This window comes from Sphingomonas sp., from assembly GCF_032114135.1.
Classification (GTDB): Bacteria; Pseudomonadota; Alphaproteobacteria; order Sphingomonadales; family Sphingomonadaceae; genus Sphingomonas.
The window spans coordinates 938650-962759 of sequence record NZ_DAMCTA010000001.1 but is presented as its reverse complement, the minus strand read 5'-3'; the positions used below and the strand labels follow the sequence as shown (position 1 = coordinate 962759).

At 67.0% G+C, this 24110-nt stretch carries 26 protein-coding genes and 1 pseudogene; 12 read left to right on the top strand and 15 right to left on the bottom strand.

Annotated features, from left to right (window positions below; translation table 11 throughout):
* Window positions 1–14: 14 nt before the first annotated feature.
* The 7 genes from RT655_RS04540 to RT655_RS04510 form a co-directional block, all read right to left on the bottom strand.
* Entirely contained in the window at window positions 15–554 is a 540-nt protein-coding gene (locus RT655_RS04540) for a hypothetical protein (RefSeq protein ID WP_313535203.1), read from the bottom strand.
* Window positions 551–3220 carry a hypothetical protein gene (locus tag RT655_RS04535; RefSeq protein ID WP_313535202.1) on the bottom strand — a complete coding sequence of 890 codons (2670 nt, stop codon included), beginning with the start codon at window positions 3218–3220 and terminating at the stop codon, window positions 551–553. Before RT655_RS04535 ends, RT655_RS04540 begins: the two co-directional genes overlap by 4 nt.
* Window positions 3217–4062, bottom strand: a complete 846-nt coding sequence (locus tag RT655_RS04530; protein ID WP_313535201.1) for a hypothetical protein — start codon at window positions 4060–4062, stop codon at window positions 3217–3219. The genes RT655_RS04535 and RT655_RS04530 overlap by 4 nt, the downstream gene beginning before the upstream one ends.
* 1 nt (window position 4063) lies before the next feature.
* Window positions 4064–4555 (bottom strand): DUF4402 domain-containing protein, encoded by a 492-nt coding sequence (locus RT655_RS04525; protein ID WP_313535200.1) that lies wholly within the window; start codon window positions 4553–4555, stop codon window positions 4064–4066.
* 619 nt (window positions 4556–5174) lie between these two features.
* A complete protein-coding gene (locus tag RT655_RS04520) occupies window positions 5175–5693 on the bottom strand; it encodes a rhodanese-like domain-containing protein (protein ID WP_313535199.1) in 519 nt (172 codons plus the stop codon).
* A 4-nt stretch (window positions 5694–5697) separates the two neighbouring features.
* Window positions 5698–6012 (bottom strand): metalloregulator ArsR/SmtB family transcription factor, encoded by a 315-nt coding sequence (locus RT655_RS04515; RefSeq protein ID WP_313535198.1) that lies wholly within the window; start codon window positions 6010–6012, stop codon window positions 5698–5700.
* 154 nt (window positions 6013–6166) lie between these two features.
* The gene (locus RT655_RS04510; protein WP_313535197.1) at window positions 6167–7111 is read right to left on the bottom strand and encodes a potassium channel family protein; all 945 of its coding nucleotides are present in this window, start codon (window positions 7109–7111) and stop codon (window positions 6167–6169) included.
* Between the two features lie 390 nt (window positions 7112–7501).
* Between RT655_RS04510 and RT655_RS04505 the strand changes: the two genes are divergently transcribed.
* The 3 genes from RT655_RS04505 (at window position 7502) to RT655_RS04495 (ending at window position 9471) form a co-directional block, all read left to right on the top strand.
* The gene (locus RT655_RS04505) at window positions 7502–7792 is read left to right on the top strand and encodes a hypothetical protein (protein ID WP_313535196.1); all 291 of its coding nucleotides are present in this window, start codon (window positions 7502–7504) and stop codon (window positions 7790–7792) included.
* Window positions 7793–8127: 335 nt separating this feature from the next.
* A complete protein-coding gene (locus RT655_RS04500) occupies window positions 8128–9108 on the top strand; it encodes a serine hydrolase (RefSeq protein WP_313536903.1) in 981 nt (326 codons plus the stop codon).
* 57 nt (window positions 9109–9165) lie between these two features.
* Window positions 9166–9471: a cation:proton antiporter gene (locus RT655_RS04495; RefSeq protein WP_313535195.1), complete on the top strand. Its 306-nt coding sequence runs from the start codon at window positions 9166–9168 to the stop codon at window positions 9469–9471.
* A gap of 62 nt (window positions 9472–9533) precedes the next feature.
* Here the strand turns inward: RT655_RS04495 and RT655_RS04490 are convergent, their stop codons facing one another.
* On the bottom strand, window positions 9534–10436 hold the full coding sequence (locus RT655_RS04490; protein ID WP_313535194.1) for a LysR family transcriptional regulator: 903 nt from the start codon (window positions 10434–10436) through the stop codon (window positions 9534–9536).
* A 106-nt stretch (window positions 10437–10542) separates the two neighbouring features.
* Here RT655_RS04490 and RT655_RS04485 point away from each other — a divergent pair, with 106 nt between their 5' ends.
* Window positions 10543–11370: an oxidoreductase gene (locus tag RT655_RS04485; RefSeq protein ID WP_313535193.1), complete on the top strand. Its 828-nt coding sequence runs from the start codon at window positions 10543–10545 to the stop codon at window positions 11368–11370.
* Between the two features lie 159 nt (window positions 11371–11529).
* Window positions 11530–12537 (top strand): alpha/beta hydrolase, encoded by a 1008-nt coding sequence (locus tag RT655_RS04480; RefSeq protein WP_313535192.1) that lies wholly within the window; start codon window positions 11530–11532, stop codon window positions 12535–12537.
* Here RT655_RS04480 and RT655_RS04475 read toward each other — a convergent pair.
* From RT655_RS04475 to RT655_RS04465, 3 genes are all read right to left on the bottom strand, one after another.
* On the bottom strand, window positions 12521–12949 hold the full coding sequence (locus RT655_RS04475) for a hypothetical protein (RefSeq protein ID WP_313535191.1): 429 nt from the start codon (window positions 12947–12949) through the stop codon (window positions 12521–12523). The genes RT655_RS04480 and RT655_RS04475 overlap by 17 nt on opposite strands.
* A 75-nt stretch (window positions 12950–13024) precedes the next feature.
* Window positions 13025–13687, bottom strand: coding sequence for a DUF1109 domain-containing protein (locus RT655_RS04470; protein WP_313535190.1), 663 nt, complete (start codon window positions 13685–13687; stop codon window positions 13025–13027).
* Window positions 13687–14220, bottom strand: a complete 534-nt coding sequence (locus RT655_RS04465) for a sigma-70 family RNA polymerase sigma factor (protein ID WP_313535189.1) — start codon at window positions 14218–14220, stop codon at window positions 13687–13689. Before RT655_RS04465 ends, RT655_RS04470 begins: the two co-directional genes overlap by 1 nt.
* Window positions 14221–14342: 122 nt before the next feature.
* Here RT655_RS04465 and RT655_RS04460 point away from each other — a divergent pair.
* Window positions 14343–14814: pseudogene (locus tag RT655_RS04460) on the top strand (DoxX family protein).
* Window positions 14815–14873: 59 nt separating this feature from the next.
* Here the strand turns inward: RT655_RS04460 and RT655_RS04455 are convergent.
* Window positions 14874–15710, bottom strand: a complete 837-nt coding sequence (locus RT655_RS04455) for a helix-turn-helix transcriptional regulator (RefSeq protein WP_313535188.1) — start codon at window positions 15708–15710, stop codon at window positions 14874–14876.
* A gap of 91 nt (window positions 15711–15801) precedes the next feature.
* On the opposite strand from RT655_RS04455, the gene RT655_RS04450 reads away from it, so the two are divergent.
* Window positions 15802–16704, top strand: a complete 903-nt coding sequence (locus RT655_RS04450) for an SDR family oxidoreductase (protein ID WP_313535187.1) — start codon at window positions 15802–15804, stop codon at window positions 16702–16704.
* On the opposite strand, the gene RT655_RS04445 is transcribed toward RT655_RS04450, so the two are convergent.
* Window positions 16705–17616: a LysR family transcriptional regulator gene (locus tag RT655_RS04445; RefSeq protein WP_313535186.1), complete on the bottom strand. Its 912-nt coding sequence runs from the start codon at window positions 17614–17616 to the stop codon at window positions 16705–16707.
* A 130-nt stretch (window positions 17617–17746) separates the two neighbouring features.
* Between RT655_RS04445 and RT655_RS04440 the strand changes: the two genes are divergently transcribed.
* Window positions 17747–18472: an SDR family oxidoreductase gene (locus RT655_RS04440; RefSeq protein WP_313535185.1), complete on the top strand. Its 726-nt coding sequence runs from the start codon at window positions 17747–17749 to the stop codon at window positions 18470–18472.
* A gap of 196 nt (window positions 18473–18668) precedes the next feature.
* On the opposite strand, the gene RT655_RS04435 is transcribed toward RT655_RS04440, so the two are convergent.
* Window positions 18669–19418, bottom strand: coding sequence for a DUF72 domain-containing protein (locus RT655_RS04435; RefSeq protein ID WP_313535184.1), 750 nt, complete (start codon window positions 19416–19418; stop codon window positions 18669–18671).
* Window positions 19419–19519: 101 nt separating this feature from the next.
* Here RT655_RS04435 and xth point away from each other — a divergent pair, with 101 nt between their 5' ends.
* The 4 genes from xth to RT655_RS04415 all read left to right on the top strand — a co-directional run bounded on the left by xth (window position 19520) and on the right by RT655_RS04415 (window position 23696).
* Window positions 19520–20296 carry an exodeoxyribonuclease III gene (gene xth / locus RT655_RS04430; protein WP_313535183.1) on the top strand — a complete coding sequence of 259 codons (777 nt, stop codon included), beginning with the start codon at window positions 19520–19522 and terminating at the stop codon, window positions 20294–20296.
* 269 nt (window positions 20297–20565) lie between these two features.
* On the top strand, window positions 20566–21516 hold the full coding sequence (locus RT655_RS04425; RefSeq protein ID WP_313535182.1) for an NADP-dependent oxidoreductase: 951 nt from the start codon (window positions 20566–20568) through the stop codon (window positions 21514–21516).
* Window positions 21516–22346, top strand: coding sequence for an aldo/keto reductase (locus RT655_RS04420; protein WP_313536902.1), 831 nt, complete (start codon window positions 21516–21518; stop codon window positions 22344–22346). The genes RT655_RS04425 and RT655_RS04420 overlap by 1 nt, the downstream gene beginning before the upstream one ends.
* Window positions 22347–22976: 630 nt before the next feature.
* Window positions 22977–23696, top strand: coding sequence for a hypothetical protein (locus tag RT655_RS04415; RefSeq protein WP_313535180.1), 720 nt, complete (start codon window positions 22977–22979; stop codon window positions 23694–23696).
* On the opposite strand, the gene RT655_RS19990 is transcribed toward RT655_RS04415, so the two are convergent.
* Complete coding sequence (locus RT655_RS19990) at window positions 23676–24068, bottom strand: molybdopterin-dependent oxidoreductase (RefSeq protein ID WP_409530239.1); 393 nt, start codon at window positions 24066–24068, stop codon at window positions 23676–23678. The genes RT655_RS04415 and RT655_RS19990 overlap by 21 nt on opposite strands.
* Window positions 24069–24110 lie beyond the last annotated feature (42 nt).

The window sequence follows — 24110 nt, the reverse complement described above, 5'->3', positions numbered from 1 at the left end:
ACAGCGGCCTCCGCTCACACGAAATCGGTGTTCACGGTATAGCGGGTCGCCGCCGCACCCCTTTGCCCCGCTGCTACGGTGATATCCATTCCGAACTGGATGGTGACGACGTTGCCGAGCCCCACCGGGTTGAGCTGAAAGTTCATCGTGCTCGCGTCCGGCGGCGTGCCGCCGCTGAAGGTGCTGCCGGATATCGCGCCGATATGGAACATCGTCACCGAGGCAAGCGTGCCGCTGGCCTGGGGCGCCATGGTGATGCGGATATTCCGGATCAGGCACAAATTGGCGAGGTTGAGCAAGCCGCACGTCAGCCGCATCGTTGGTGGTGTCACCGGGGCGTTGCTGAGACGGACGGCGTCGCCGGAGATGCGAGTCACGGAACCGTCCACGCCGATACGAAACACCGTCGGCATCGTCCCCGCCACGATTTCGCCCAGCGCGGGCGTCGTCGGGGCGGCCAGGGTCACGGTCACCTCGGCCGCGGCGGGTGCCGTCGCAAGGCAGAGCAACGATGCGGCGAGGGCGCCGCCGGTCACCTTCGACCATCGCATCATTCGTCGTCCACCCGATGCGCCAGTATGGGTTTAACGCGCAGAAACCCACCCTGTGCTGGCACCTCGACCAATCCTGCGGCCGGCACCGCCAAGTGCAACTGCGCGGCTTGGGCGGCCGGCAGCCGCACTATGTACCGCCCCGGCGGGATGCCTTCGAACATTGCCATTCCCAAGGTGTCGGTACGCGCGGTAAACGACGCGCCGCCCTGCTCGGTCACCAGCTCGATCGTCACGGCCGCGAGCGGCTGCGCGCCATCCGCGGTGGCTATCTCCAGTTTCGCTTCCACTTCGCCCGCTGCGCGCAACGGCACGTCTAGCGGCGTCGTGCGGCCGCGACGGGGAACGAGCCGGATCGCGCCCGGCGTCTCGGCAAGGTACAGTTCGCTGCTCTGCGATGCGTCGATGTGCAGCTGCGCGGGCAGGGTATCGCCGAGATCCTCCGCCAGCACCCGCCCTTGGGCGTCGGTGGTCACGGTACCGGCGGGGGTGTAGACTTGGACCCCCGCCACCGGTTTCTCGCCAGGCTGCCAATGGCCATCCCCATTGGCATCGAGGAAGGTGCGGATCGCTGCGCGCCCGCTAATCGCCACGCTGGAGGGGGCGAGGGCATAGCCCTGCCGCGCGGTCGGCGCGGACGCGAAGGTGACCTGCAGCGCTGCGCGCCAGTTGCGCGTCCGGAGGTCGTATCCGCCCGCCGCCGTCAGATCGAAACGCCGGAGGCGATGGCGGTACGAGGCGTCCAGCCGATACCGTGATGGCACACCGCCCTGCCGTGACACGATGACCTGCATGTCGCCTTGTGGCATCGCTGCCTGCGTCGACACATAGGCGCTTTCGATCCCGCGACGCCCGGTGATCCGATACGCCAGACCGGTACGGAGCTGAAGCGCCGGGGCAAGCGGGGTCGAGGTCTCTACCGACGCGAGGTGCTGGGCATCGGCACTGCCGCCGCCCCATCCTTGGCGGCTGACCATCACATTGACATAGGTGGCGCCTACCATGCCGGCCGCGCGCGCACTCGCTTCGATGCGCTGTGCCCCATCCTGCTGCTCGATCCGCCGGATATCGAACGCGATCGGCATGCGTCGGCCACCCGGCAAGGGCGCTGCCAGATCGATCTGGGCCTCGGTCGCGCGCCGCAGCGGCACGCCGCCCGACAGCGGGTCGCGCGTTTCGTCGACGAAACTTCCGGCATATTCGGCGTGCAGCGTCCGTACGCTGATCCCCCGGATCCGGGAACCGACCAGCAGGCTGGCAGCACGTCCTCCCCGGCTGTCGAAGCCGATCACCCCGTCCAGCGCCGCACCCGCCAGCATCGCCTTGATCCCGGCAGTACCGGCGAGGCGTTCCTGCCCATACCAGGGGCGAAACCGCGTAACGCCGGCATGCGCCGTGATCCTGCGGCTCAGGCCGCGATCGACCAGCGCGACGACGCGAAGCGCATCGCCCGTGCGGGGCCAGGGCCCGTCTTCCATCCGTAGCAGCGGCCGCTCGGGCTGGACCACGCTGAACCGCAGCGCGGTCTGCCCGGGCTGCAGCAGCCCGGAACCCAGCTGGAACGAGCGAACCTCTTCGCGTATCTGCCCCTGCGGGCCGTAGAACAGCAGGCGGACCTGATGGTCCCCGATCCCCAGCGACAGGTTGTCGAAGCGGTAGTGGCCGCCGCTCGCCGCGGCGCGGGCGGCCCGAAGCGTGCCATCGACATAGACTTCGATCTGCTCGCCATCGGCCACGTCGCCTTCGAGAACGAGCGGGTGCGAGAAGTCGAAGGGCTGCAGCGGTGCGGAGGAATAGAAGATGCCGCGCCCGGCGACGCTGCGTGCGCCGAGCTGGATTTCGGGAGTCGCCACGTCGCCGACCGCAACCCGGGTTCCGCCGAGGATGCCCAGCGCGCGATTGTCCGCGCTGGTGCGCTCCAACGTAAGCTGGACGTTGGTCGGGCCGGCGGAATCGAGGCCGACAAAGCCGCGAAACCCCGCAAAGGCAAGGTCGCCGGCCGCGCGCACGCCCAGCCACCGCGATTGCAGGACCTCCCCGCTGCCGAAGCGCTGGCCTGCGTTCACTTCCACCGCAGGCACGCTGAACGCCCGGTAGGGATCGCGCGCCCATACCCCGCTTTCCGCCGGTGCGCGTTGCGAAAGGGCTGCCCGCCGCTCCGCGACCTGCCGATTGCGAACCAGTGGAAGCGTGCCCGTTGGGGTCACCTGCAACAGCTGCGCCTCGGCGGCGACGCGCAGGCGTACCGGAAGCAGCTTCTCGATGGTCTCTGCGGCGAGATAGATGTCGCCCTTGCGAACGCACGCGCCGGAGCCAAGCGCGACCTTGGTCGCGCCCACCTGCGCGGTGCCGGCGTCGAGATCGACGATGAGCCGGGTCCGCGGATCGATCGAGCCGGCCGCATGCCGGCCATCGGCCGCGACAACGATTCCCAGGTCGAGGATGCGCGCAAACTGGCCCAGCGGCAGCAGCGTGCCGCTCGCGCCCGCATAGGCATCCATCGTCTCGGCGAGGAGATCGGTCTCGGTCCGCACTTCGAGCCAGAGAAGCATGTCCTCCGACGGGCAGGCGAACTCGCCTGCCGGGCCGCTCGCCTGCGCGCTCGCCATCGCGGGCACGCTGATCGTGGCGAGGAGCAGCCCGCATCCGGCCGCTCGGGCGGTCTTCACGGGATCGTGAGGTTCGCCGTGGCGACCTCTACCGGAGCAGGCGCCTCACGGTTGCTGAACACCAGCCGTACGGCCTGGCCGGATGCCACCGAGGGCGCCGCAAGGCGTATCCTGCGGTGGTCCGTCTCGGGATAGAGCGCGATGCCGCGCATGCTCCCGAGCACACGCTGATCGCGCCCGCGGCCGGCCACCAGCTCGACATCGCCATAGACCGATCCCGGACCGTCGCGGACAAGGTCAAAGCTGAGCATTGCGCCGGCGGGGGTGCCTCCGCCGCGCGCGACCTCGAGCTTGTCGATATGCGCGGAAGCGGCCTTGGCGTTGATCCGCACCACGATTGGGATGCTGACGCTGAACAGCGTCGAGATCTGTACCGCAACGCCGTTCGCCACGGCATTGTCGAGGCGCGCGATCGGCGGCGCCGCATCGTTCATCGGCAAGGCCGTGATGGCGAGGTGGCTGCGCAATTCGCCCGATGCCTCGGGGGGGCGTATCCGGATCCGCACCGCCTGGCTTTGCTGGGGTCCGAGCAGGACCCGGCGCGGCGTGAACTCCACCACGTCGCGCGCCGAATGCTCGGGCGCCGTCGCGTCGGGAGCCGCGGGGCGGATGACGCCGTCGCTGGACATCGTCATGTCGATCAGGTCGATCCGGAACGCTGCGGGCACGCTGCCGCGATTGAACAGGTAGATCGTGGCGGTCCGCGACGTGCCATCGAACACGACGCGGTGGTGCGACAGGCCCAGATTGCCCGCCTGCGCCGCCGCGGGCGCGGCCGAGAGCAGCAACGCCGTCCCGATCACGACGCCGCCCTGCCGCAGAACGCCCGAAACCCCGGGCATCTTAGTTATACGCCGTCGAGACGGTAAAGGCGCCGGTGTACAAGCCAGCCGGCGTAGTCGTCGCCAGCGCAACGCTGCCCCCGACACGCACGTCCAGCGTTCCAGCGCCGCCAGCAGTGCCACTGAGCGTCTGGGCGCTGAGCGCGCCGGAGAGATTGTTGGTGGTCGTCACGACCAGCGACTGCGAACCATTGGCTAGAGTGAATGATGCCGGGATCGTTACCGACAGGGCGTGGCCGCCCTCACCCGAAATGGTGAAACGCGCGGCCTGCGGGGTATCGCCCGACGCCAGCGCCTGGATATCGCCCGTGACCGTACGCGCGCCCGTCACCGCGACCGCCACCGCACCGGCTGCCGACACCGGACGCACCACGCTGCCGAACTGCAGATCGGCGTTCTTGGCGATCGTCAGCGGCTGAATGACTGTCAGCGAGCCGGTACCAGAAGCTGAAGTCTGCGCCATTACTGCCGTCGGCAGCAGCATGGCAGACATGCAGGCGAATACTCGTACAAACATTTGCATTGCCCCCTAACAAGGTTTGCGGTGTAGACTTAAATCAGCCTGCGCCCACAAGGTCTTATAGCGGGCAATTGGTGAATACGTCGGACTACGTGATTATACGGTTCATTGTTTCGCCCAAGTATCGAAGTATAGTCTCGACCCTATCTGCGAACCTATGAAATTTCGAGATCATGTAACTTGGGTAGACGTTCTCGGTTCACCAGTCCCGAACGGAGCGCCGCACTGCGCGTAGAGCCCGCAGACGCGAATGCCCCCCCTGGCGCATACGCGAGCAGCGACGGGGGCTGCCGTCCGCGGTGCCTCTGGCGGTGGCATCATCGGCGTTTCAGAGCTTCGCTAGATATTCCTGCTTGCCGCCCATTCCTTTTCGGGCACGGGCTCTCCGGTGCCGAACGAGCTGGAAAGGTGAATCGTGCCGATCACCCCGATGCGACGAAACCCGGGCGCCTCGCCACTCGATTGGCTTGATCCGGGCAGGTCCGAGAAGGCTGGCGAGCATGTCGATCGTGACCGACCAAGCCTGGGAATTAGGGCGATCACGCTTCCGGAGATGAACGTGCCGGCGCGGCCGGCGGTGTCCATCTCCGCCTCAGGCGGGTGCGCGCCGGTTCCACGGCAGCAGCCGCAGCAGGTTCGCCATGCCGCACCAGCCGGTCAGGCCCGCGAACATCAGCCCCGCGCCGACGAACGCCGACAGTCCGAAAAAGTGAGGCGAAACGAATAGGCCGAGCAGCACGCCGGCCAACACCAGCGCGCCGGCAGTGATCTGCACCTGCCGCATGATGTCGAGCGGCTGTGACCGATCGGCGAGAACGGGATGCCCCGCCGTCCGCCACGCATCGATGCCGCCCGCCAAAAGATAGGCCGGGGCGGGTCCCGCCGCCGCGCGAAGCTGCGCGGCATTGGCGGCGGTCCGCATGCCGGACCGGCAATGGAAGATCACCGGGCCGCCCTCGCACGCCAGATCGCCAATCCGGTCGAGCGGCAGGTGGATCGCACCGGGAATGCGCAGGCGAGCATGTTCGTCGGCGCCGCGAATGTCGACGAGCTGCGCGCCGGCCTTTATCGCGGCGCACGTGTCGGCAGGGGATAAGGGCAGGAGTGTCATCGCATCAATCCTTGCAGTAAAGCTGGTAGAGGGTGGCGAGGAGCGTCTCGACGCGGGGATCGGCAATGGCATACCAGAGTGTCTGGCTCTCACGCCGATAGGTGACGAGGCTCTCGTCGCGCATCTTGGCGAGGTGCTGCGAACACGCCGACTGCGACAACCCGACCTGGCGGGCGAGATCGCCGACCGTCATCTCGCCATGCTCCACCAGCTTGCACAGCAGCATCAGCCGTCGGGCATTGCCGATCGCCTTCAGCATGTCAGCGACCTGGCCGGCCATGGTCTCGAATGTCGCCAGATCCATCGTCGGCTTCAGCATGACGCTACTCCATTAGGATATTTTAATGTAGCAGTGTCTAATATAGGAGCAAGCGCTTTTGGTCGAAAACATGCAGCAGCCTTGGGTCGAGGCATTTTTCCACCAGCCCCCAATAAAATCCGCCGGTCGGTCCGCGATCCGACGGCGCGGCCGCCTAGCGTTCGGCCGAGGGCACCACCTCGATGATCTTGTCGCCGGGCTCGAGCGCGTGTGCCGCCTCCTCCCAGAAGCCATAGCGCTGCCCGCCGCGATAGAGGCGCAGGCCTGCCCCGGTCGTTATGGCGGATAGCGGCGTGCCGATCTCGGCGGGCGTCACGTCGCGCTCGCGCAGCGAGACCGCACCGTGCAGTCCGGCCAGGTCCATCATATATTCCGCCAGATGCGGGCCGCTGGTCGACCCCGCCAGCAACAGGCCGGCGAAGCTCGCCGGGTTGATCACCGTCGTGGCTCCGGCCTGTACGGCCAGTGCTTCATTGTCCTCCGATCGGATGACGACGCTGATCGGAAGCGTGGGCGCCAGCCGCCGCGCGGTCAGCACGATCAGGATCGAGGTATCGTCGCGGCCCGCCGCAACGATCATCGCGCTCGCCCTGGCGACCTTCACGGCGTCAAGCGTGGCGTTGCGGCTGGCATCGCCTTCCACCACCATCACGCCTTCGGCTTCGGCACGCGCCACCGCATCGGCATGGGGATCGATCACCACGATCGCGTCATGCGACTTGCCGCGGCGGAGCAGTTCCACCACCGCCTCGGTTCCGCTCGTCCCGTGCCCCGCTACGATAACATGGCCGTTGAGGTCGCGCTGCAGACTTCGCATCCGCCATTTCTCCCAAACCCGCCGCAGCAGGAAATCATAGGCCGTGCCGAGGAAGATGAGCCAGACGAACAGCCGCACCGGGGTGACGACGAACGTGTCGAACATCCGCGCGCGATCGGTCACCGGCACGATGTCGCCATAGCCCACCGTCGTGACCGTGATCATCGTGAAATACACCACGTCGACGAAGCTGACCTTGCCGTCCGTATTGTCGCGCAGTCCGTCGCGATCCATCCAATGGCCGGCAAGCGCCACCCCGATCAGCGCAAGCGCCAACGCCATGCGCCAGCCGAGGGCGAGCCAGGCAGGGGTCCGACCCCGTTGGCGAAGGACGGGCGCTGCTCCGATCGGTTGACGAGAATTGCGCCGGTCCATCGTCCCGATATCTAGCGTGGTCTTTCGTCGACAGGCAACCGCTGCGGCGGGCGGCCTTGCGGTCGTCATGGGCCTTCGCTGCCGAAGATCGGTCTGGTCCGCGGCCTGATGAAGATAGTCTGGAAGACGCGGGGATCCTCGGGCCGGCCGGCCTTCGGAAAGCGCAAGTCCGATTGTCTCTAGTGCAATGGTCTCAAAGGGTTGAGAGGCGTATTGTATCCATTGCCCACCTGGGGGAGCGTATGCGCTACGCGGGGCGGGGCGCGCGATAATCCACGGCATCGAACCGGGAAGACCATGGTAGAGGATCCAAAGACCGAATTGCACCACTCGCTCAACCTGGCGGGATTCCGCGCGCTGGCGACGGCAGCAGGGCTGTTGCAGCTTTGCCGCGAACTCGAAGCCGCCAAGCTTCTCGAACCGGCTGCGATCGATCGCGTGCGCGAGGCGATGTTCAACGAGCTGATGGAGCAGGCCGCCCCCGCGCGCCGGCACGATGCTGCCTTCGCAGCGCATCTCCGGCGCAGGCTCGAAGGCTTGTTCTCGGGTGCGGAGCGGCTCGGCGATACCCCCATCCTGCCGTCCTGACACCGCAAGCGATACGACCGGGCGCGTTCTGCACAGGGATGATGTCTTTGCCGATCGTGACGCGCATCGCATTTCCGAAACGGCGGCGGCAGCCCGCCGGTCTCTGACCGGTGACGATGAATGACGGCTCTAGGGCGACGAACCGTGGTATATTGCCCTGCAATCCGCGGCCTTCCCCTGTAAGCCATCGGCAAAGGGAGAGTTGTTTGCCGTTTATTGCCACCGCCGCCCGGATCGGCGCGCGCCTTGCGCCGGTCGTCCTGCTTGCCGCCTGTGTTCCTGCCGCACCCCCTGCCGCTCCGAAGACGCCGTTGCCGCCGCCGCCGCGCCCCGCACTGGTTGCCCCGCCGATCGACGCAACCTCCGCGACACCGCGGCCCAAGCGGTCCGACGAGCCGCCAGCAGCGCTGCTCAATGCGGTGCAGGTGCTCGGCGCCGGATTTCAAGGCCAGGTGGCGATCTCGGTGCGCGATGTCGATCACGGCTGGATGGTGGCGTGGAATGGCGCGCGACCGCACCCGCAGCAGAGCGTGAGCAAGCTATGGGTCGCGATCGCGGTGTTCGATGCGATCGACCGCCAGCGCCTGTCGCTCGCCACGCCGGTTACGGTGACCCGGGCGGACCTCACCGTCTTCCACCAGCCGATCCGCCCGTTGATCGGACCCAACGGTTATCGCACCACGGTCGGTGCGCTGCTCGAATGCGCGCTGACGCGCAGCGATAACACGTGCAACGACGTGCTGTTGTGGAAGGTCGGGGGCCCCGCCGCGATCCGTCGGCTTCTGAAGGAGAAGGGCGTCGAGGGCGTGGGGTTCGGCCCCGGCGAGCGCGAGCTTCAGGCGCGCACGGCTGGTCTGGTGTGGCGCGAGGAATGGGCGGGCGGCTCGGGCTTCCTTCAGGCGCGCGCAGCGACGCCCGCGGACCAGCGTCGGAAGGCGCTCGATCGCTATCTCGCCGCGCCCTATGACGGCGCCACCGCCAATGGCGTGACGCTGGGCTTGTCGCTGCTCGCGCAGGGCAAGCTGCTCAGCCATGGCGCCACCGATCGCCTGTTCAGGATCATGCTGGCGAGCAAGACCGGCCCGTTACGGCTCAAGTCTGGCCTGCAGCCAGGCTGGAAGATGGCGCACAAGACCGGCACGGGCCAAGAACTCGGCAGTCTCGCGACCGGCTACAACGATGTCGGCCTGCTGACCGCACCCAACGGACACCGATATGCCATCGCCGTACTGATCGCCAGCACGCGCCAGCCCATCCCGGTCCGCATGCGGCTGATGGGCGACGTCACGCGTGCAGTGATCCGTACGGCGGACTGAGGCGCCTCCTCGCGTACCGGTGAAAATCGGCCTAGCGTCGCTGCCCAAGGCGTGCCCGTGTCGACCGGCATCGATCTCACCGAGCTCGGCGCGCTGCTGATCGTCGTCTCGATGATCTCGCGGCGGATCGGACTGCCCTATACCGCCGGACTCGTGCTGGCGGGTATCGCGCTTCGGCTGCCCGCCACCTCTCAGCACGTGCTGGTCTGGGGCAGGCTGCGCGGCGCGGTGGGGCCGGCGCTGGCACTCTCGGTGCCCGCAAACGTCGCCGAACGCGGCGCAATCGTCGTTGTCACCTTCGGGGTCGTCGCTTTCTCGATCTTCGCGCAGGGGCTCACCATGCCGCCTATGCTCCGCCGCTAGAAGCTGAGCGGTGCGGGGGATGCCCCGCATCAAGCGCGGGGGGCGATGTCAACGATCGTCCGTTAATCGGTCGCCCCCGCACGGATCGCATCGATCACGGCGCGCAGGGCCGGAGCCATCTGTCGTTGCTGGGGGTAGCACAGATAATAGCCGGGGAAGGGGACCGACCAGTCCGCCAATAGCGGTACGAGCTCTCCCCGAGCGAACGCGCCGATCACGGATTCTTCCTTGAGGAAGGCGATCCCCACGCCGGCCAGTGCCGCGTCCATCATCACCGTGCGGCTGCTGGTGATCAACGGGCCCTCGACCGCCACCGAAAACCAGCGGTCCTCCTCGAAAAACTCCCAGGCATAGGGGCCCGGTTGCCCGGGCCAGCGCCAGCGGATGCAGCGATGCTGCAACAGGTCCTTCGGCGTTTGCGGCATCCCATGCTCGGCGAGATAGGCGGGGGCAGCGACCGCGAGTTGCCGAATATCGCCTCCCAGCCGGACCGCGACCATGTCCCGCTCGATCACCTCGCCGATACGGATGCCGGCATCATAGCCGCTGCCGACGAGATCGACGACCGTGTCGTCGATCGTGAGATCCAGCGTGATGTCGGGGAAGTTGCGCGTGAGCTTCGGCAGGATCGGCACCACGAACCGGTCCGCGGCGGCGTGGAAGCTGTGCAGGCGCACGGTGCCGACTGGCCGCCGCGCGGCGGTACGTGCCTGCTCCAGTGCGTCTGCCAGACTGTCGATCGCGGGCACGACATCGCCAAGGAGGGCTGCGCCTGCTTCGGTGAGCGAGACGCTGCGGGTGGTGCGGTGGAGCAGCCGAATGCCCAGCCGTTCCTCCAGGCCGCGGATCAGCTGGCTCAGCGCCGAGGACGATACCCCGAGTTGCTCGGCGGCCCGGGTAAAACTCCGGTGCTCCGCTACGGCCGCAAAGGCGCGAAGGGCGCCGAATTCGCTGGAATGGATCATCCGGCGCATTTCAGCATTGTGAAGCCGGACTTACAAGCCCGGGTAGCCATCGGCCGATTATCCGGTTCGGTGGAGAGGCTACATCCGGCGGCGAAGGAGAACGGCTATGAAGACATGGTTCATCACCGGCATTTCCCGCGGCCTCGGCAAGGCACTTGCGCAGGCGGCGCTGGCACGCGGCGATACCGTTATCGGTACGGTGCGCGAGGGGGCGCCGGCGCTGGAGGCGGGCATCGGCAAGCTGCATGTCATCCCCGTAGACCTTACCGACAGGGCGGCGATCGCGCCCGCGGTGCACACAGCGTTCGACAAGGCCGCGCAGATCGACGTGCTGGTCAACAATGCCGGCTACGGCCTGCTCGGCGCGCTGGAGGAGGCGACCGATGCGGAATTCGAACGGCTGTTCGCGGTCAACGTCTTCGCACCGTTTGCGATCATTCGCGCAGCGCTCCCCGCGCTGCGGCGGCAGGGCCGTGGTCACATCCTCAACATCACCTCGATCGCGGGCCGTGCACCGGCCGGATCGTCCGGCCTGTATTCAGCGACCAAATCGGCGCTCGAAGGGCTGACGCAAAGCCTGGCGCAGGAAATCGCGCCGTTCGGCCTCAAGGCCACGGCGGTTGCACCGGGTGCCTTCCGTACGGACTTCCTCAGCGAGCATTCGCTTCGCCGCAGCCAGGGCGGCGCGCAATATGCGCAGAGCGTCGGAACGGGGATCGCACGGCTCGATGCGATGGCGGGGCGCCAGCTTGGCGATCCCGACCAGGCCGCTGCAGCGATCCTCAAGCTGGTCGACGCGCCCAATCCGCCGCTGCACCTGCTGCTCGGAAGCGACGCGCTGCGGCGCGCCCGCGAGAAGCTCGACACGGTGATCGACGAGATCGATCGCTGGGAAGCGGTGACTCGGTCGACCGACTTCGCGCAAGTGGACTGAGTAGCCCGATGCAGGGGGCGCCCTTCTCGGATGCGAGGGTGGCCCCCGGCATGCATCGTTTGCGGATATCGGAGCGGGAGCGCTAAGGCGGCATGACCGGCCCGCGTCGTCGGCAGGGCATCGCGGCGACCCGGCACGCAGAGCGAGTAGCGTAACGACATGAGCAAGCACAAAAACGGCGTCTCGGTTCAAGCCCGCCTTGTTCCCTTTCCAGCGTCCATGAGCCAGGAGGCGCGCGCCAGTCTCGAGCGGCTGGTGAACGACGACGGCGTTCCGCGGAATGCACTGTACACCATGCCTGCGCCGGAGGACCATGCGGGGTGGATGCAGCTCAAGGCGGCGGCGGATGGGCACTACGCGGCGGCGGTGAAGGGGCTCGCCGGCAGCGCGCGCGCCACCATCGAAACGGTCCGGCGCGGCGCGGCTACGATCCACGTCGCCACGCCCGCAGCCATTCGGCTGCGGAACTGTGCCTATGTGGATTTCCATGGCGGCGCATTTGTGTTCGGCGGCGGCGAAGCCTGTGTCGCGCAGGCACAGATGCAGGCGGATCAGCACGGGGCGTTGTGCTACGGCGTCGATTACCGGATGCCGCCCGAGCATCCTTACCCGGCGGCATTGGACGACGCGATGGCGGCGTATCGTTACGTGCTGGAACGGCATGCGCCGTCGCGCATCGTCGTGGGCGGACGATCGGCGGGCGGCAACCTGGCCGTGGCGATGCTTCTGCGCGCCAAGGATGAAGGGCTTGCCATGCCTGGCGGCCTGATCCTGCTTTCGCCGCAGGTCGATCTTACCGAGTCCGGCGACAGCTTCCAGGTCAACCAGATGGTCGATGTGGTGCTGCCCGGGTCGCTGATGCGCAACAACATACTCTATGCTGGCGGGGCCGATCTCTCGCACCCCTATCTCTCGCCGCTATTCGGGGATTTGACGGGCCTGCCACCGACCTTCCTCCAATCGGGCACCCGCGACCTTTTCCTGTCCAACGCGGTGCGGATGCATCGCGCGTTGCGCCGGGCGAGGGTGGCAGCCGAGTTGCACGTGTTCGAAGCAATGCCGCATGGAGGGTTTCAGGGGAACACGCCTGAGGACGACGAACTGGCGGCGGAGATTGCCCGTTTTGTGACCGCCCGGTGGGGATGCGCGGTCAACGAATCGCGGTGATCAGCCCGTCGCGAAGCCTTGCACCCGGCATCGCCGATCCCAGAACATCCTCATAATGCGGCTTGCGCAGCCCGAGGCCGAAACGATGGGGATGGGTCATGCCCTCTCTCCTTGCAGACGCGGCGGCCCGACAGGCAGGTCGGGCCGGCGTGTGCTTCACTTCGGCTCGGTGAGGCTGCCGCCCGCCTGCAGGCCTTGGCGGAAACCGTCTTGAAGCCTTGGCCTTGCATTCGTTCTGGCCCTTGCTCTCATGGGTGCCCGACTTGCAATCCGACGTCCTCTTGCAGCTGTTGATGCCGTAGCAATGCACGGCCCCGTCCGCCGACGCGACGGGAGCCGCGGCGCTGGTACCAGAGAGCGCGACGAGGGCGGCGGTGGCGGCGATGCTGGCGCCGCTATGGAGCATGATCATGGCTTGGTTTCCCTGGACGCTTGGGTGCCGGTTCGGCCCTCCCTCTACGGGCCGCTGCCAAGACCGGTCACACGTTCACCACCGCAGGACGCGTGGCCCTACCAGAGCGCCCAGACCAGTCGCCAGCAGGACACCCAGGCTGTACCAAGTAAGCACGAACACCGCCGCCACTTCGTCGCAGTGCAGGCAATAGATGGTCGCCGCCCAGGCCCCTGCCGCCAGCCCCGCGGCGGCGCCGGCGGCGCGCAGGTTGGTCGGTGCCAATTTGCGGAACGACCAGAGCAGGCCGATGAAGATCGGCAGCGCGAGCAACAGCACCCGCCACGGGCAACGGCTCCAGCTGCCGCCGAGCCACATCGAAAGCCAGTCGCGCATCGGCGTGCGCGACATTTCCGCAATCGCGAGCGCTGCCATCAGCAGGATCGGCAGCGCCAGCGGCCACAGCATGCGCAGCGAGCCGCCGGTCGGGCGGGCCAGTCGCATCGTCGCGCCGACGGCGATCAGCCCCAGCGACAGCGTGTAGGCCCATTTCATCCAGAAGGAGAAGCCGACCATCGCCTGCGGGACATCCGGCCGCATGCCGAACAGCGCGAAGACCAGTCCGAGGCTCACCACGCCGCCGCCCGCAACGCCAAGCGCGATGCGACGGCCGATAAAGCGGGTCGGCACGGGCGGTACGTTTGTCGCGAGCGCCGCGATAAGCTGCTCGGTGCCGTCAATCTCGGGTTCGCGCGACATTATCGTTGCCCTCGCAGCCGGGCCGCAAGCTCCTTCAGCCCGCGATGCACCGAGACCTTCACGTCGGACTGGCCGATCCGCGCACCCTCGGCCGCTTCCGCGACGCTCAGGCCTTCCAGGCGCGTATCGCGAATGGCGCGGGCCTGTTTGCCCGGCAGGCCCGAAAGCAGCCGATCGACATCGATGCGCGCCGTCACCGGCCCTTCGAAGCCTTCGGTGATCAGGATCGCCTCCACCTCCTCGATCGGCACCGAAATCCGGCGCTTGCGGAGATGGTCGATCAGCCGATAGCGGGCAACGGCATATAGCCAGGCGGTGAAGGGGCGATCGCGATCATAGGTGCCGCGCTTGGCGTGAATGGCAATCAGCGTTTCCTGCACGAGATCCTCGATATCCTCATCCCCCCGCATCCGTCGGCGAAAGAAGCGGCGCAGCAGCGGTACCAGCGCACGCAGCAGCGCCGCGTGCGCCGCGGCGTCGCCGTCCAGTCCCGCCGCCATCAACGCTCGTAGCCCTGCTTCGCTGTGCCGCATTCCCACTCCTCGTCAGGCGTACGTGCGCGAACGGCAGCAGGTTACAGAGGCGACGGGCGAAAGAAATAGCGATCCTCGGCGACGCAGGTTTGTAACCGCGACCCGTGCACGCTTTCGCATCCATTTATGCTCGGGCGGGCGAGCGGGCCGCGCGCTTGCTGCCGCCGCCGCTGCTGCTGCCCGCTGCCTGGCTCGGTATTGCCGCCATCTTCTTCCTGTCAGGTCGGACCAAGGTTGAGGGATGGTTAACGATCACCAATCAACCTATGCGCTGTTTCGCACCGATGATGCGCGCCCGCTGGCCTCCCCGGTTGTCGCCGCGCATCTCGCGACCTATTCGAAGCACCTGTTTCCCTGTTGCTGGCGTTCGGCCTGTTCACCCGCCCCGCCGCGCTGGCCCTGCTCGCGATGACGACGGTGATCGAGATCTTCGTCTCTCCCGATGCCTGGCCAACCCATCTCGGCTGGGCAAGGCTGCTGCTGCCGTTGATCGCTGCGGGGGGCCGGGCGTGGTGTGGATGGATCGGCTGCCGGACTGGAGGTACGGCCCACCTTACCCGAAAGGCGCCAGGCCCCTGGATGCCGCATCCATGAACCGGCATTGGCCCTGCGATAGCGCCGCAGCGGAGACGCTCGCGGTTCTCCCCGATCGGTCAGCCCCGGTGCGCGTCGAGCAGTGCGCGCAGCCGCGCTGCGTCCGCCGCCGAGGCCGGGTTATAGATGATCATGCCGAGTTCGGGCCGTCCCTCGACCGCGAAGGAGGAGAATTCCATCGCCAGCAACCCCGCGTCCGGATGATGGATCCGCTTCACGCCTTCGCCGTGCCCAACCACGTTGTTATCCTGCCAGAGCGCCTCGAACAGTGGACTGATACGGCACAGCTCGCTCACCAGCTCGGCGACTTCGGCGCTCCCGCTGGCGCCTGCGCGCGCTACGTCTGCGCGGAAGGCACCGACGACGAAGCGCGCCATGCTGTCGAAATCGGCGTTTCGCGCACGAACGTGATCGCTGCCGAAGATCAACCGCAGGATGTTGCGGTTCTCTCGCGGCAGCCGCGCATAATCGGTCAGCAGCACCGTCGCCGCGCGATTCCAGCCGACCACGTCCCACGTCGCGGTTTTGATGATCGCGGGGCTCAGCACCATGCCGTCGAGTACGCGCTGCAGCCGCGGCGAAATGCCGTCGATCAGCTGGTATCGCGTCTCCGGCGGATGCCCCAGGCCGAGCATGTAGATATGCTCGCGCTCGGGCTCGGTCAGCATCAGGCCCTTGGCAATGCGGTCCAGCACATCGGCGGACGGCGCGCCGCCACGACCCTGCTCCAGCCAGGTATACCAGGTCGTGCTGATATTGGCGCGGCTCGCCACTTCCTCGCGGCGCAGCCCCGGCGTGCGGCGCCGGCCACTGGTGAACCCGAAGGCCGCAGGATCGAGGCGGATGCGGCGATCCCGCAGATAGGCCCCGAGCGGGCTGGGCACATTGCTTGCCATAGCAGATCCTGTTGAAGGCTATACTAGGATAACCTCACTACTTTAACAGGCTCCTCGGGTGCGGGATAGGTCGGCCGGAAGGAGAATTTCCATGCGCGTGTTTCTCACCGGTGCAACCGGATTTATCGGTTCCCATATCATCCCCGAACTGCTCGCGCATGGCCATCAGGTGCTCGGCCTGACGCGGTCGGAAGCGGGAGCACAGCAGCTGGAAGCGGCAGGTGCCGAGGTGCATCGAGGGGAGCTTGAGTCGCCCGAAACGCTCGCCCGCGGAGCGGCAACGGCCGACGCGGTCATCCACTGCGCGTTCGACCACAATTTCGCGGACTTCATCGAAAACACCCGGAAGGACGCGCGCAATATCGCCGCGATGGGCAAGGCGCTCGCCGGTACGACCAAGCCGATCCTGATCACCTCGGGCGTCGGCAGCGGCACTCCACGGGACGGCGGACCGGCGACCGAGGATATCCTCAACCCCCTGCATGCAAACCCGCGGATCGCGACGGAACTCGCGGGCGCGGCGCTGACGGCGCAGCGGATCGACGTGCGGACGATCCGCCTGCCGCAGGTGCACGACACCACCCGGGCCGGGCTGATCACGCCGCTGATCGCCGAGGCGCGACGCACCGGCGCGATCGCCTATCTTGGCGAGGGGACGACACGCTGGGCTGCGGCGCACATCGGCGATGTCGCCAGGCTCTATGTCCTGGCGCTGGAACGGGGTCAGCCTGGCGCGCGCTATCACGCATCGGTCGAAGAAGGCGTGGGTGCACGCGCGATTGCAGAGGCGATCGGCAAGGGCACGGGCCTTCCGGTCCGCGCGATCGATACGGCCGAGGTCGGACGTTATTTTGGCTGGATGGCGCCGTTTGCCGGACTCGACATGATCGCGTCGAGTGCCTGGACGCGCGAACGGTTGGGATGGCGGCCGGAAGGGCCCGATCTGCTCACGGATCTCGCCGCGATGCGCTTTTCGGACGCGTCGGCGGCTTGATCAGGCCGCGGGTGGGCGTCGCGTCGAGGCTATCATGTCGATGAAGGCGCGCAGCGGGGCGGGAACGAAGCGACGCGAGAAATAGAGGCTGGGGCCCTCGAAAACCGGCCACCATTGCGGCAGCACGGGCACCAGCGAACCGTCGTCGAAATGGGGATCGAGCCAATTTCGGAAGGTGCCGACGATGCCGTGCCCCGCGCGCGCGGCATCGATGGCCGCGGGGGCCGCATCCACGCCGATGATCAGCTTGCCGGGCAGGTTGATGCTGAAGCTCTCCTGGGCTTGCTCGAACTCCCATTCCACGAGCGCGCCGCTCGAGAAACGCAGCCTGATGGCGTCGTGCCCGACGAGGTCCTTCGGGTCGTTCGGCGCCGGCCGTCGCGCCAGATAGGCGGGCGCGGCGGCATAGGCGAGGGCCTGTTCCCGCGGGCCGATCGGCACCGCGATCATGTCCTTCGCGAGATGCTCGCCATAGCGAATGCCGGCGTCGCAGCCGGCGGCCACGATGTCGACCAGCCGGTCCTCCACCACAATTTCTACCCGGACATGGGGGTGAAGGTTGAGGAAGCGGTCGAGCAGCGGCGGGAGAATGTCCACCATCACCGCGCCGGTCACGTTCAGCCGCAGGAGGCCGCGGACGTCGGCCTGCGAATTCGCGGCGTCCTGCAGCGCGGCCCGTGCCTCCGCCAGCAGCGGCGCGATGCGCGCGGCAAGGGCGCGTCCCGCTTCGGTCGGCACGACGCTGCGGGTGGTGCGGGTCAACAGGGGGGCGCCAAGCTGGCGCTCCAGATCGGCGATCTTCTCGCTGACGGTGGAGGGAGACAGGCCCAACTGTTTGGACGCCGCCCGAAAGCCGCGCGCATCGGCGACGGCGAGGAAGATGTGCAGGCTGTCGAGGCGGGCGGCCTCCATATTGTTCGGCATGGCGAACAGGCTATTCGATTTTGGGCGGATTATCAAAGCACCGCGAACGCCGATATTCTCAGCCGAGGCGCAAGGCTCCTGGGGCACGTCGCCCCCGGCCGCTGCGTAGGAGCTGAGCATGACCGATCGAACCGTCCTGATCACCGGTGCCAACAAAAGCATCGGCTACGAAACCGCGCGACAATTGGGCCGCGAGGGTCTGCGCATCTGGCTGGGGTGCCGCGACGCGGAGCGAGGCGAGGCGGCCGCGCATCGTCTGGCCGCCGAGGGAGTCGATGTTCGCATGTTGCTGCTGGACGTGACTAGAGACCCTAGCGTTCGGTCCGCCGTGGCCCGCGTCGAGGACGAGGACGGCAGGCTCGACCTGCTGATCAACAATGCCGGTATTCCCGGGATGCAGCCCATTCTGCCGAGCGCGCAGCCGCTCGACGATATCAGGACGGTGTACGAAACCAACGTCTTCGCGCAGATCCGGATGACCCAGGCCTTCCTGCCGCTGCTCAAGGAAGGCCTTGATGCTCGCGTCGTGATGGTGAGCAGCGGGCTGGGCTCGCTCGGCTGGCTGTCGGACCCGGCCAATCCGCATCATGCTGTCAACATCCTGGGATATAACAGCTCGAAGACGGCGCTGAACGCGGTGACGCTGGCATTCGCCAAGGAACTGGCGGCGTTCGGCATCGCGGTCAACGCCGCCGACCCGGGCTATACCGCGACCGACTTCAACGGCCATTCGGGCTATCGCACCGTCGAGCAGGCCGCGGCAGGCATCGCCTGGCTGGCGACCCGCGCGCCGGGGGCCCTGACGGGGCGTTTCTATTTCGAACAGCAAGAAGTGCCCTGGTAAGCTGCGGGCGCCGCCGGGCTCTGTCTAGGACGGCCTAGGCAGTGGCCGAGCCCCGGCATGTCACCTTCTAGAGATCAGGGTCGCCAGCGACGGCCACCGGCCCGCGCCGGATACGGTGGCTGCGCACGCGACACGGGTTGGCCGTATGCGATCGGCTCGGCCTCCATGGACAAGTGATCGGCTGCAGCCACGCGGTTCAGCGCGGGGCGGGGGCCGGGCCACTTCGGGTGAGGAGCTGCGAAAGCTGCAGCGCGTCGCCGATCGCCGCGGAGGATGCGGTGTTGTCGAACATGCACCATATCGAACGGTCCGGCGCGCAGTCAGCGGTGATTGCCATCGCGACCTCCAGCAATCGTGCTGCACCATAGGCGGATCGGTACATCACGGGAGAGCCGTGCAACCGCCAATAGGACAGTCCGCGCCAGCCGCCGGGCAGCGCCGCTTCGGGCACCCGCGCCGGATCGGCGGCCACGCGGGCGATGCGCAGGTCGGCCAGAAGGGCATCGGCCGCGGGCGTGAACCAGGTCGCATGGCGGGGTTCGCAGGCGACCGGCACGGCCGTTCGTGCCGAGAGGGTGGCGGCGAAGGCCGCAAACAGATCTGCATCGAACGCGAAGCTCGGCGGCAGCTGTAGGAGCAGCACCGCCAGCTTGTCGCCCAGGCCGTGAACGTCGTCGAGAAACGCGTCGAGCAGCGCGTCCACCTCGTCGAGCCGCTGCCCATGGCTGATCGTCTTGGGCATCTTGGCGGCGAAGCGAAAGGCATCCGGCACGCTCTCCGCCCAGCGCTGCCAGGTTGTACGCCGGTGCGGGCGATGGAAGGAGGAGTTGATCTCCACACCGGAAAGCCGCGTCGCATAGCGTTGCAGCGCGCTGCCTTCCGCCGAAAAGGCGGGGCGATCTGCGGCGGGGATCGCCCAGCCGGCGGTTCCGATGACCGGTAGCATCGTCTTTCTCCATCACCCGGCGTAGCGCCGCCCCCTCCCTTGATCGATTCCGCGCCGCGTTCGTTCCGCAAGCCGGCAGCGAATGCGGGAGCGGAACGTCCATGAAAATCGCCACCTACAATGTGAACGGCGTGAACGGCCGGCTGCCGGTGCTGTTGCGATGGCTCGAGCAGGAGGCCCCCGACATCGTCTGCCTGCAGGAACTGAAGGCGCCGCAGGAGAAATTCCCCGAAGCCCCGATCCGCGATCTCGGTTATGACGCGCTGTGGCACGGCCAGAAAAGCTGGAACGGAGTCGCGCTGCTCAGCCGGGTAGGCGAGATTCACGAAACACGGCGCGGGCTGCCCGACGATCCCGACCCGGCGCAGAGCCGCTATATCGAGGCGGCGGTGAACGGGATCCTTGTCGGCGGGCTGTATCTGCCCAACGGCAATCCCCGGCCGGGGCCGAAATTCGACTATAAGCTGGCCTGGTTCGAGCGCCTGATCGCCCATGCCGTGACGCTGGTGGAAAGCGGATTGCCGGTGGTGCTCGCGGGCGACTTCAACGTCATGCCAACCGAGAAAGACGTCTATAAACCGGAACGCTGGCTGGACGACGCACTGTTCGCCCCCGAGGTGCGAGCGCTTCATGCCCGATTGCTCGCGCAGGGCTGGACCGACTCCCTGCGAAGCCTTCACCCCGACGCGACCATCTACACGTTTTGGGACTATTTCCGGAACGCGTTCGCGCGAGACGCGGGGCTGCGGATCGACCATCTCCTGCTGAGCCCGGTCCTGGCCGACCGGCTGGCGGACGCAGGCGTGGACCGGCAGGTGCGCGGCTGGGAAAAGTCCAGCGATCACGCCCCGACATGGATTTGCCTGCGCGACGCCTGAGCTTCCTCCGCCCTCGCCCTGCACCGCGGCGCATCCGTTTGGCGACGCTCGCCGCCGGCGTCCGCGATTTGCGCGACAGCTTCGCGGAAGTTTTTTCACACCTCATTGGCAGGCGCCGGCGCGCCCATCCCGGGTATTGTGCCGGCTGGGCGCACCAAGCCGCCCGACGCGCCTGCCCGCCCAATCGGCCGCGTCGCGACAAAGTCGAAGCTGGCCGGAGCCGCCATGGCCCGCAGGCGTTCTGCGCATGACCCCAGTTGGAGACAAGCATGCCCACCCAAGCCGGAACGACGCGCGCCGTATGGATTGAGACGTTTGGCGGCGCGGAGGTCGTCCAGGTGGCGACGATACCCGTACCCGCGCCCACTGACGACGAGGTCGTGGTACGGGTCGCCGTTGCCAGCATCAATCCGGTCGACTGGAAGACGGCGGAGGGCAAATATCCGCCGATGGGCGCGGACAAGCTGCCGTTCGTGCTTGGGCGCGACCTCGCTGGTACGATCGAGACGGTCGGCAGCGAGAATGCCGAATGGGCAGTCGGCGATCGGGTCTGTGCCTTTATCGGAACCGACCGCGGTGCCCAGAGCGAGCGCGTTGTGGTGAAGACCAGCGAGCTGGCAAAGGTACCCGACGGCGTCGATACCGATGTCGCCGGCGCGGTGGCGCTGGCGGCGATGACCGCATGGCAGGGTCTGTTCGATCATGGCGGGCTTGAGGCGGGACAGCGCGTGCTGATCCATGGCGGGGCCGGCGGCGTCGGCCATCTGGCCGTGCAGTTCGCACGTTGGAAGGGCGCCACCGTCTTCACGACAGCCTCCGGACGCGATCTGGCGTTCGTGCGCGCGCTCGGTGCGGATACGGCAATCGATTACGAGACGGAGCGGTTCGAGGATATCGCCACGGATCTGGACCTGGTGTTCGACACGCAGGGTGGCGAGACCCAGGCGCGTTCCTTTCCCACCCTTCGCAAGGGCGGCATGCTGGTGTCGACGCTGGAGCCGGACGCGCAGAAGGCTGCCGAATTTGGCGTGCGTACGGTACCGCGTTGGCATGCCGATCCCGATGCGGGCGAACTCGCACAGGCACTCGGCTTGATTGCGGACGGCCAAGTGCGCGTGGAAATCGCCAGGCGCTTCCCGCTCGACGACATCCGCGAGGCGCAGCGTTTCGCCCGCGAGGGTCACCCCCGCGGCAAGGTCATTCTGGACCTGATCCAGTGATCGCCACGATCACCCTTCCGGGCGGCGAAACCGTTCCTGCCCTCGGGCAGGGGAGCTGGAAGATGGGCGAACGCCGGGATCTGCGTGCAGCAGAGGTCGCGGCGCTGCGCGCGGGCGTGGACGCCGGCATGACGCTGATCGACACGGCCGAGATGTATGGCGAGGGCGCAGCCGAGACGCTGATCGGCGAGGCTCTCGGCGACCGGCGGGATGAACTATTCCTCGTGAGCAAGGCCTATCCGCACAATGCCGGCCGCGACCGTCTTCCCAAGGCGTGCGAGGCCAGCCTGCGCCGTCTCGGCACGGAGCGCATCGATCTGTATCTGCTGCACTGGCGCGGCAGCGTACCCCTTGCCGAGACGGTCGACGCGATGCACGCACTGCGCGATGCCGGGAAAATCCGCTACTGGGGCGTCAGCAACCTCGACGTCGAGGACATGGCGGAGCTTGTCGCAGCGGGCGGCGACGACTGCGCGAGCGATCAGATCCTCTACAATCTCGGGCGCCGCGGCCCGGAGTTCGACCTGCTTCCCTGGCTGGACGCGCGTCGGATGATCACCATGGCATATAGTCCGGTAGAGCAGGGGCGGCTGGTCGGACACCCAATCCTCAAGCAGGTCGCCGACACGCTTTCCGCGACCCCGGCGCAGGTGGCATTGGCATGGCTCCTCCGCAGAAAGAACCTGATTGCGATACCGAAGGCCGGAACGGCGGCGCACGCGCGGGAGAATGCGGGCGCGGCGGATCTCCACCTCGGCGACGAGGTGCTCGAAGCCCTCGACCGCGCCTTTCCCGCACCATCAACGCCGTCCCGGCTGGAGATGCTGTAGCGACCAATCGAGGCGGCGCCGGAAGCCGGGGACGCTGCCGGCGTTCGGATTGCCACGCTCCCCCGCGGCGGTAGCCGTCTCCTTTGCGATGAAGCACTGAGCAGCCCCGGCATCTCCTCAGCAGATCCGCACGGGGCGGCGCGAGCGACAAGCACCTCGGAGGTAAAGGTCAGGCACCAATGGCGTCGGATCCACCACCGGTGCGGGACGCGATTCATAGCGCAAAACAGATTTAAGGCGCGAAAATATTTCTGCAAATCAGGTTTTTATCGAATTTCGGAGAGTTGAGTCTTCGCCTCGTCGGCCATTTTCTCATTACAAATCCGGTTCTAGGCATGAATATGCAGTCGTGAGCTATCCAACGAGATAGCTTAACCGTCAACAGGCGCACCGATGTTACCAACTAACTGGTGAACGGTTCGCCTGCGAGGTGGGTAATACGTCGAGGGGAATTTATATGTTCCTCGGGATGGTAAATACATCGTAGAAGGACTTGCGGTGCGACTTGTTGCAAGGCCCGCCACATGTCGGATCACGCGCTTGATAGTCGCCTTCCGCCGGCGGCGGGCCGCCAGGCCGTGGTGGCCGCGATACGTGACAATCCCTTGGTTCAGTCTGTAGGGATCGAGGATGACCACCCCCACGTCTAGCTTCGCTAGCGTTCTGCTGCGTGCCGCTGCCCCGGTCGCGCTGCTGCTCGCCGGCGGGTGCGATCGGGCAAGCAGAACACCGAACGCGTCCGCAACCGGCGAGACGCAGGTCCAGGTGCCGGCGCAGGCCAACGCAGACACCCATGCCGCGGCTAGCCAGGGCGCGACCCCGGCCACGCTCTACACCTCCGATCTGGCGAAGGCGGTAGTGGGGGCGAAGAAGGTGCCCTTCCCGATGGGCGTGGCCGGCATCGGCGGCATGGACTGTTCGCCCGCGACGCTACGAGAGACCGATCCGGCTTCCCGCGCCTTCACACTTACGCTTCCTGCCGACGCGTCCGCGCGCCGGCATGTGCTTGTGGTGGTTACGCCAGAACGTGGGCTGCTGGAGATATATACTCCCTACGATGCGGATGCCGCGGAGGCGGGCGACCTCCTCATCCCCTCGCAGGCAGTCTCCTGGGCCAAGGCACGCACACAAAACCGGTTCGCCGTCGATACGGACGATTTCGACGGTCTGCGACCCGGCGCGACCAAATCGGAAGTCTTGTTCCTGGAGCCGGGCCGCTATCGGTTTGCGCTGATAAACGGCATGGATGCCGCGTTGCTGAAGGCCAACGGTACCTCGGTGACGGTAACAGCGGCCTGCTCGGTCGATTGGGCGCTGCAAGAGGCGGGTTCAGCCGGAACGTCGCCCTAGTGTTCTCGTACGGTCCGGCGGCGGTTGCGCGGGCGAGAAGCCGAAGCTGGATAGCACAGGCTCGATTGTGTCCACGCCAGCCCTTGTGGGTGGCTCGGCACTCGCCTGCGCGGGTTCCGGCGCAGCCAGCGTCCCACTGTTCCCCGAGCATTCGAGGAACAGGGTGCGCGTATAGCGGGGATAGCGCAGTAGGTCGTCGTAGCGAACCAGCAGCGGCTGGCGGACCAGTCCGTGTACGAGCAGTTCGTACTTCGCCGGATCGATGTCCGGGATGCCGTTGTGATGGCGTTCGAAATGGAGGCCGTTCGGCGTTCGGGTGCATTGCAGCTTCTCAAGCGGCGTCCGCGACGATCCAGTCCGCGGAAAGGGCATCCGCCGAGCCCGGGGGCGCCCGATGTCCCTCCGCCGGACAGC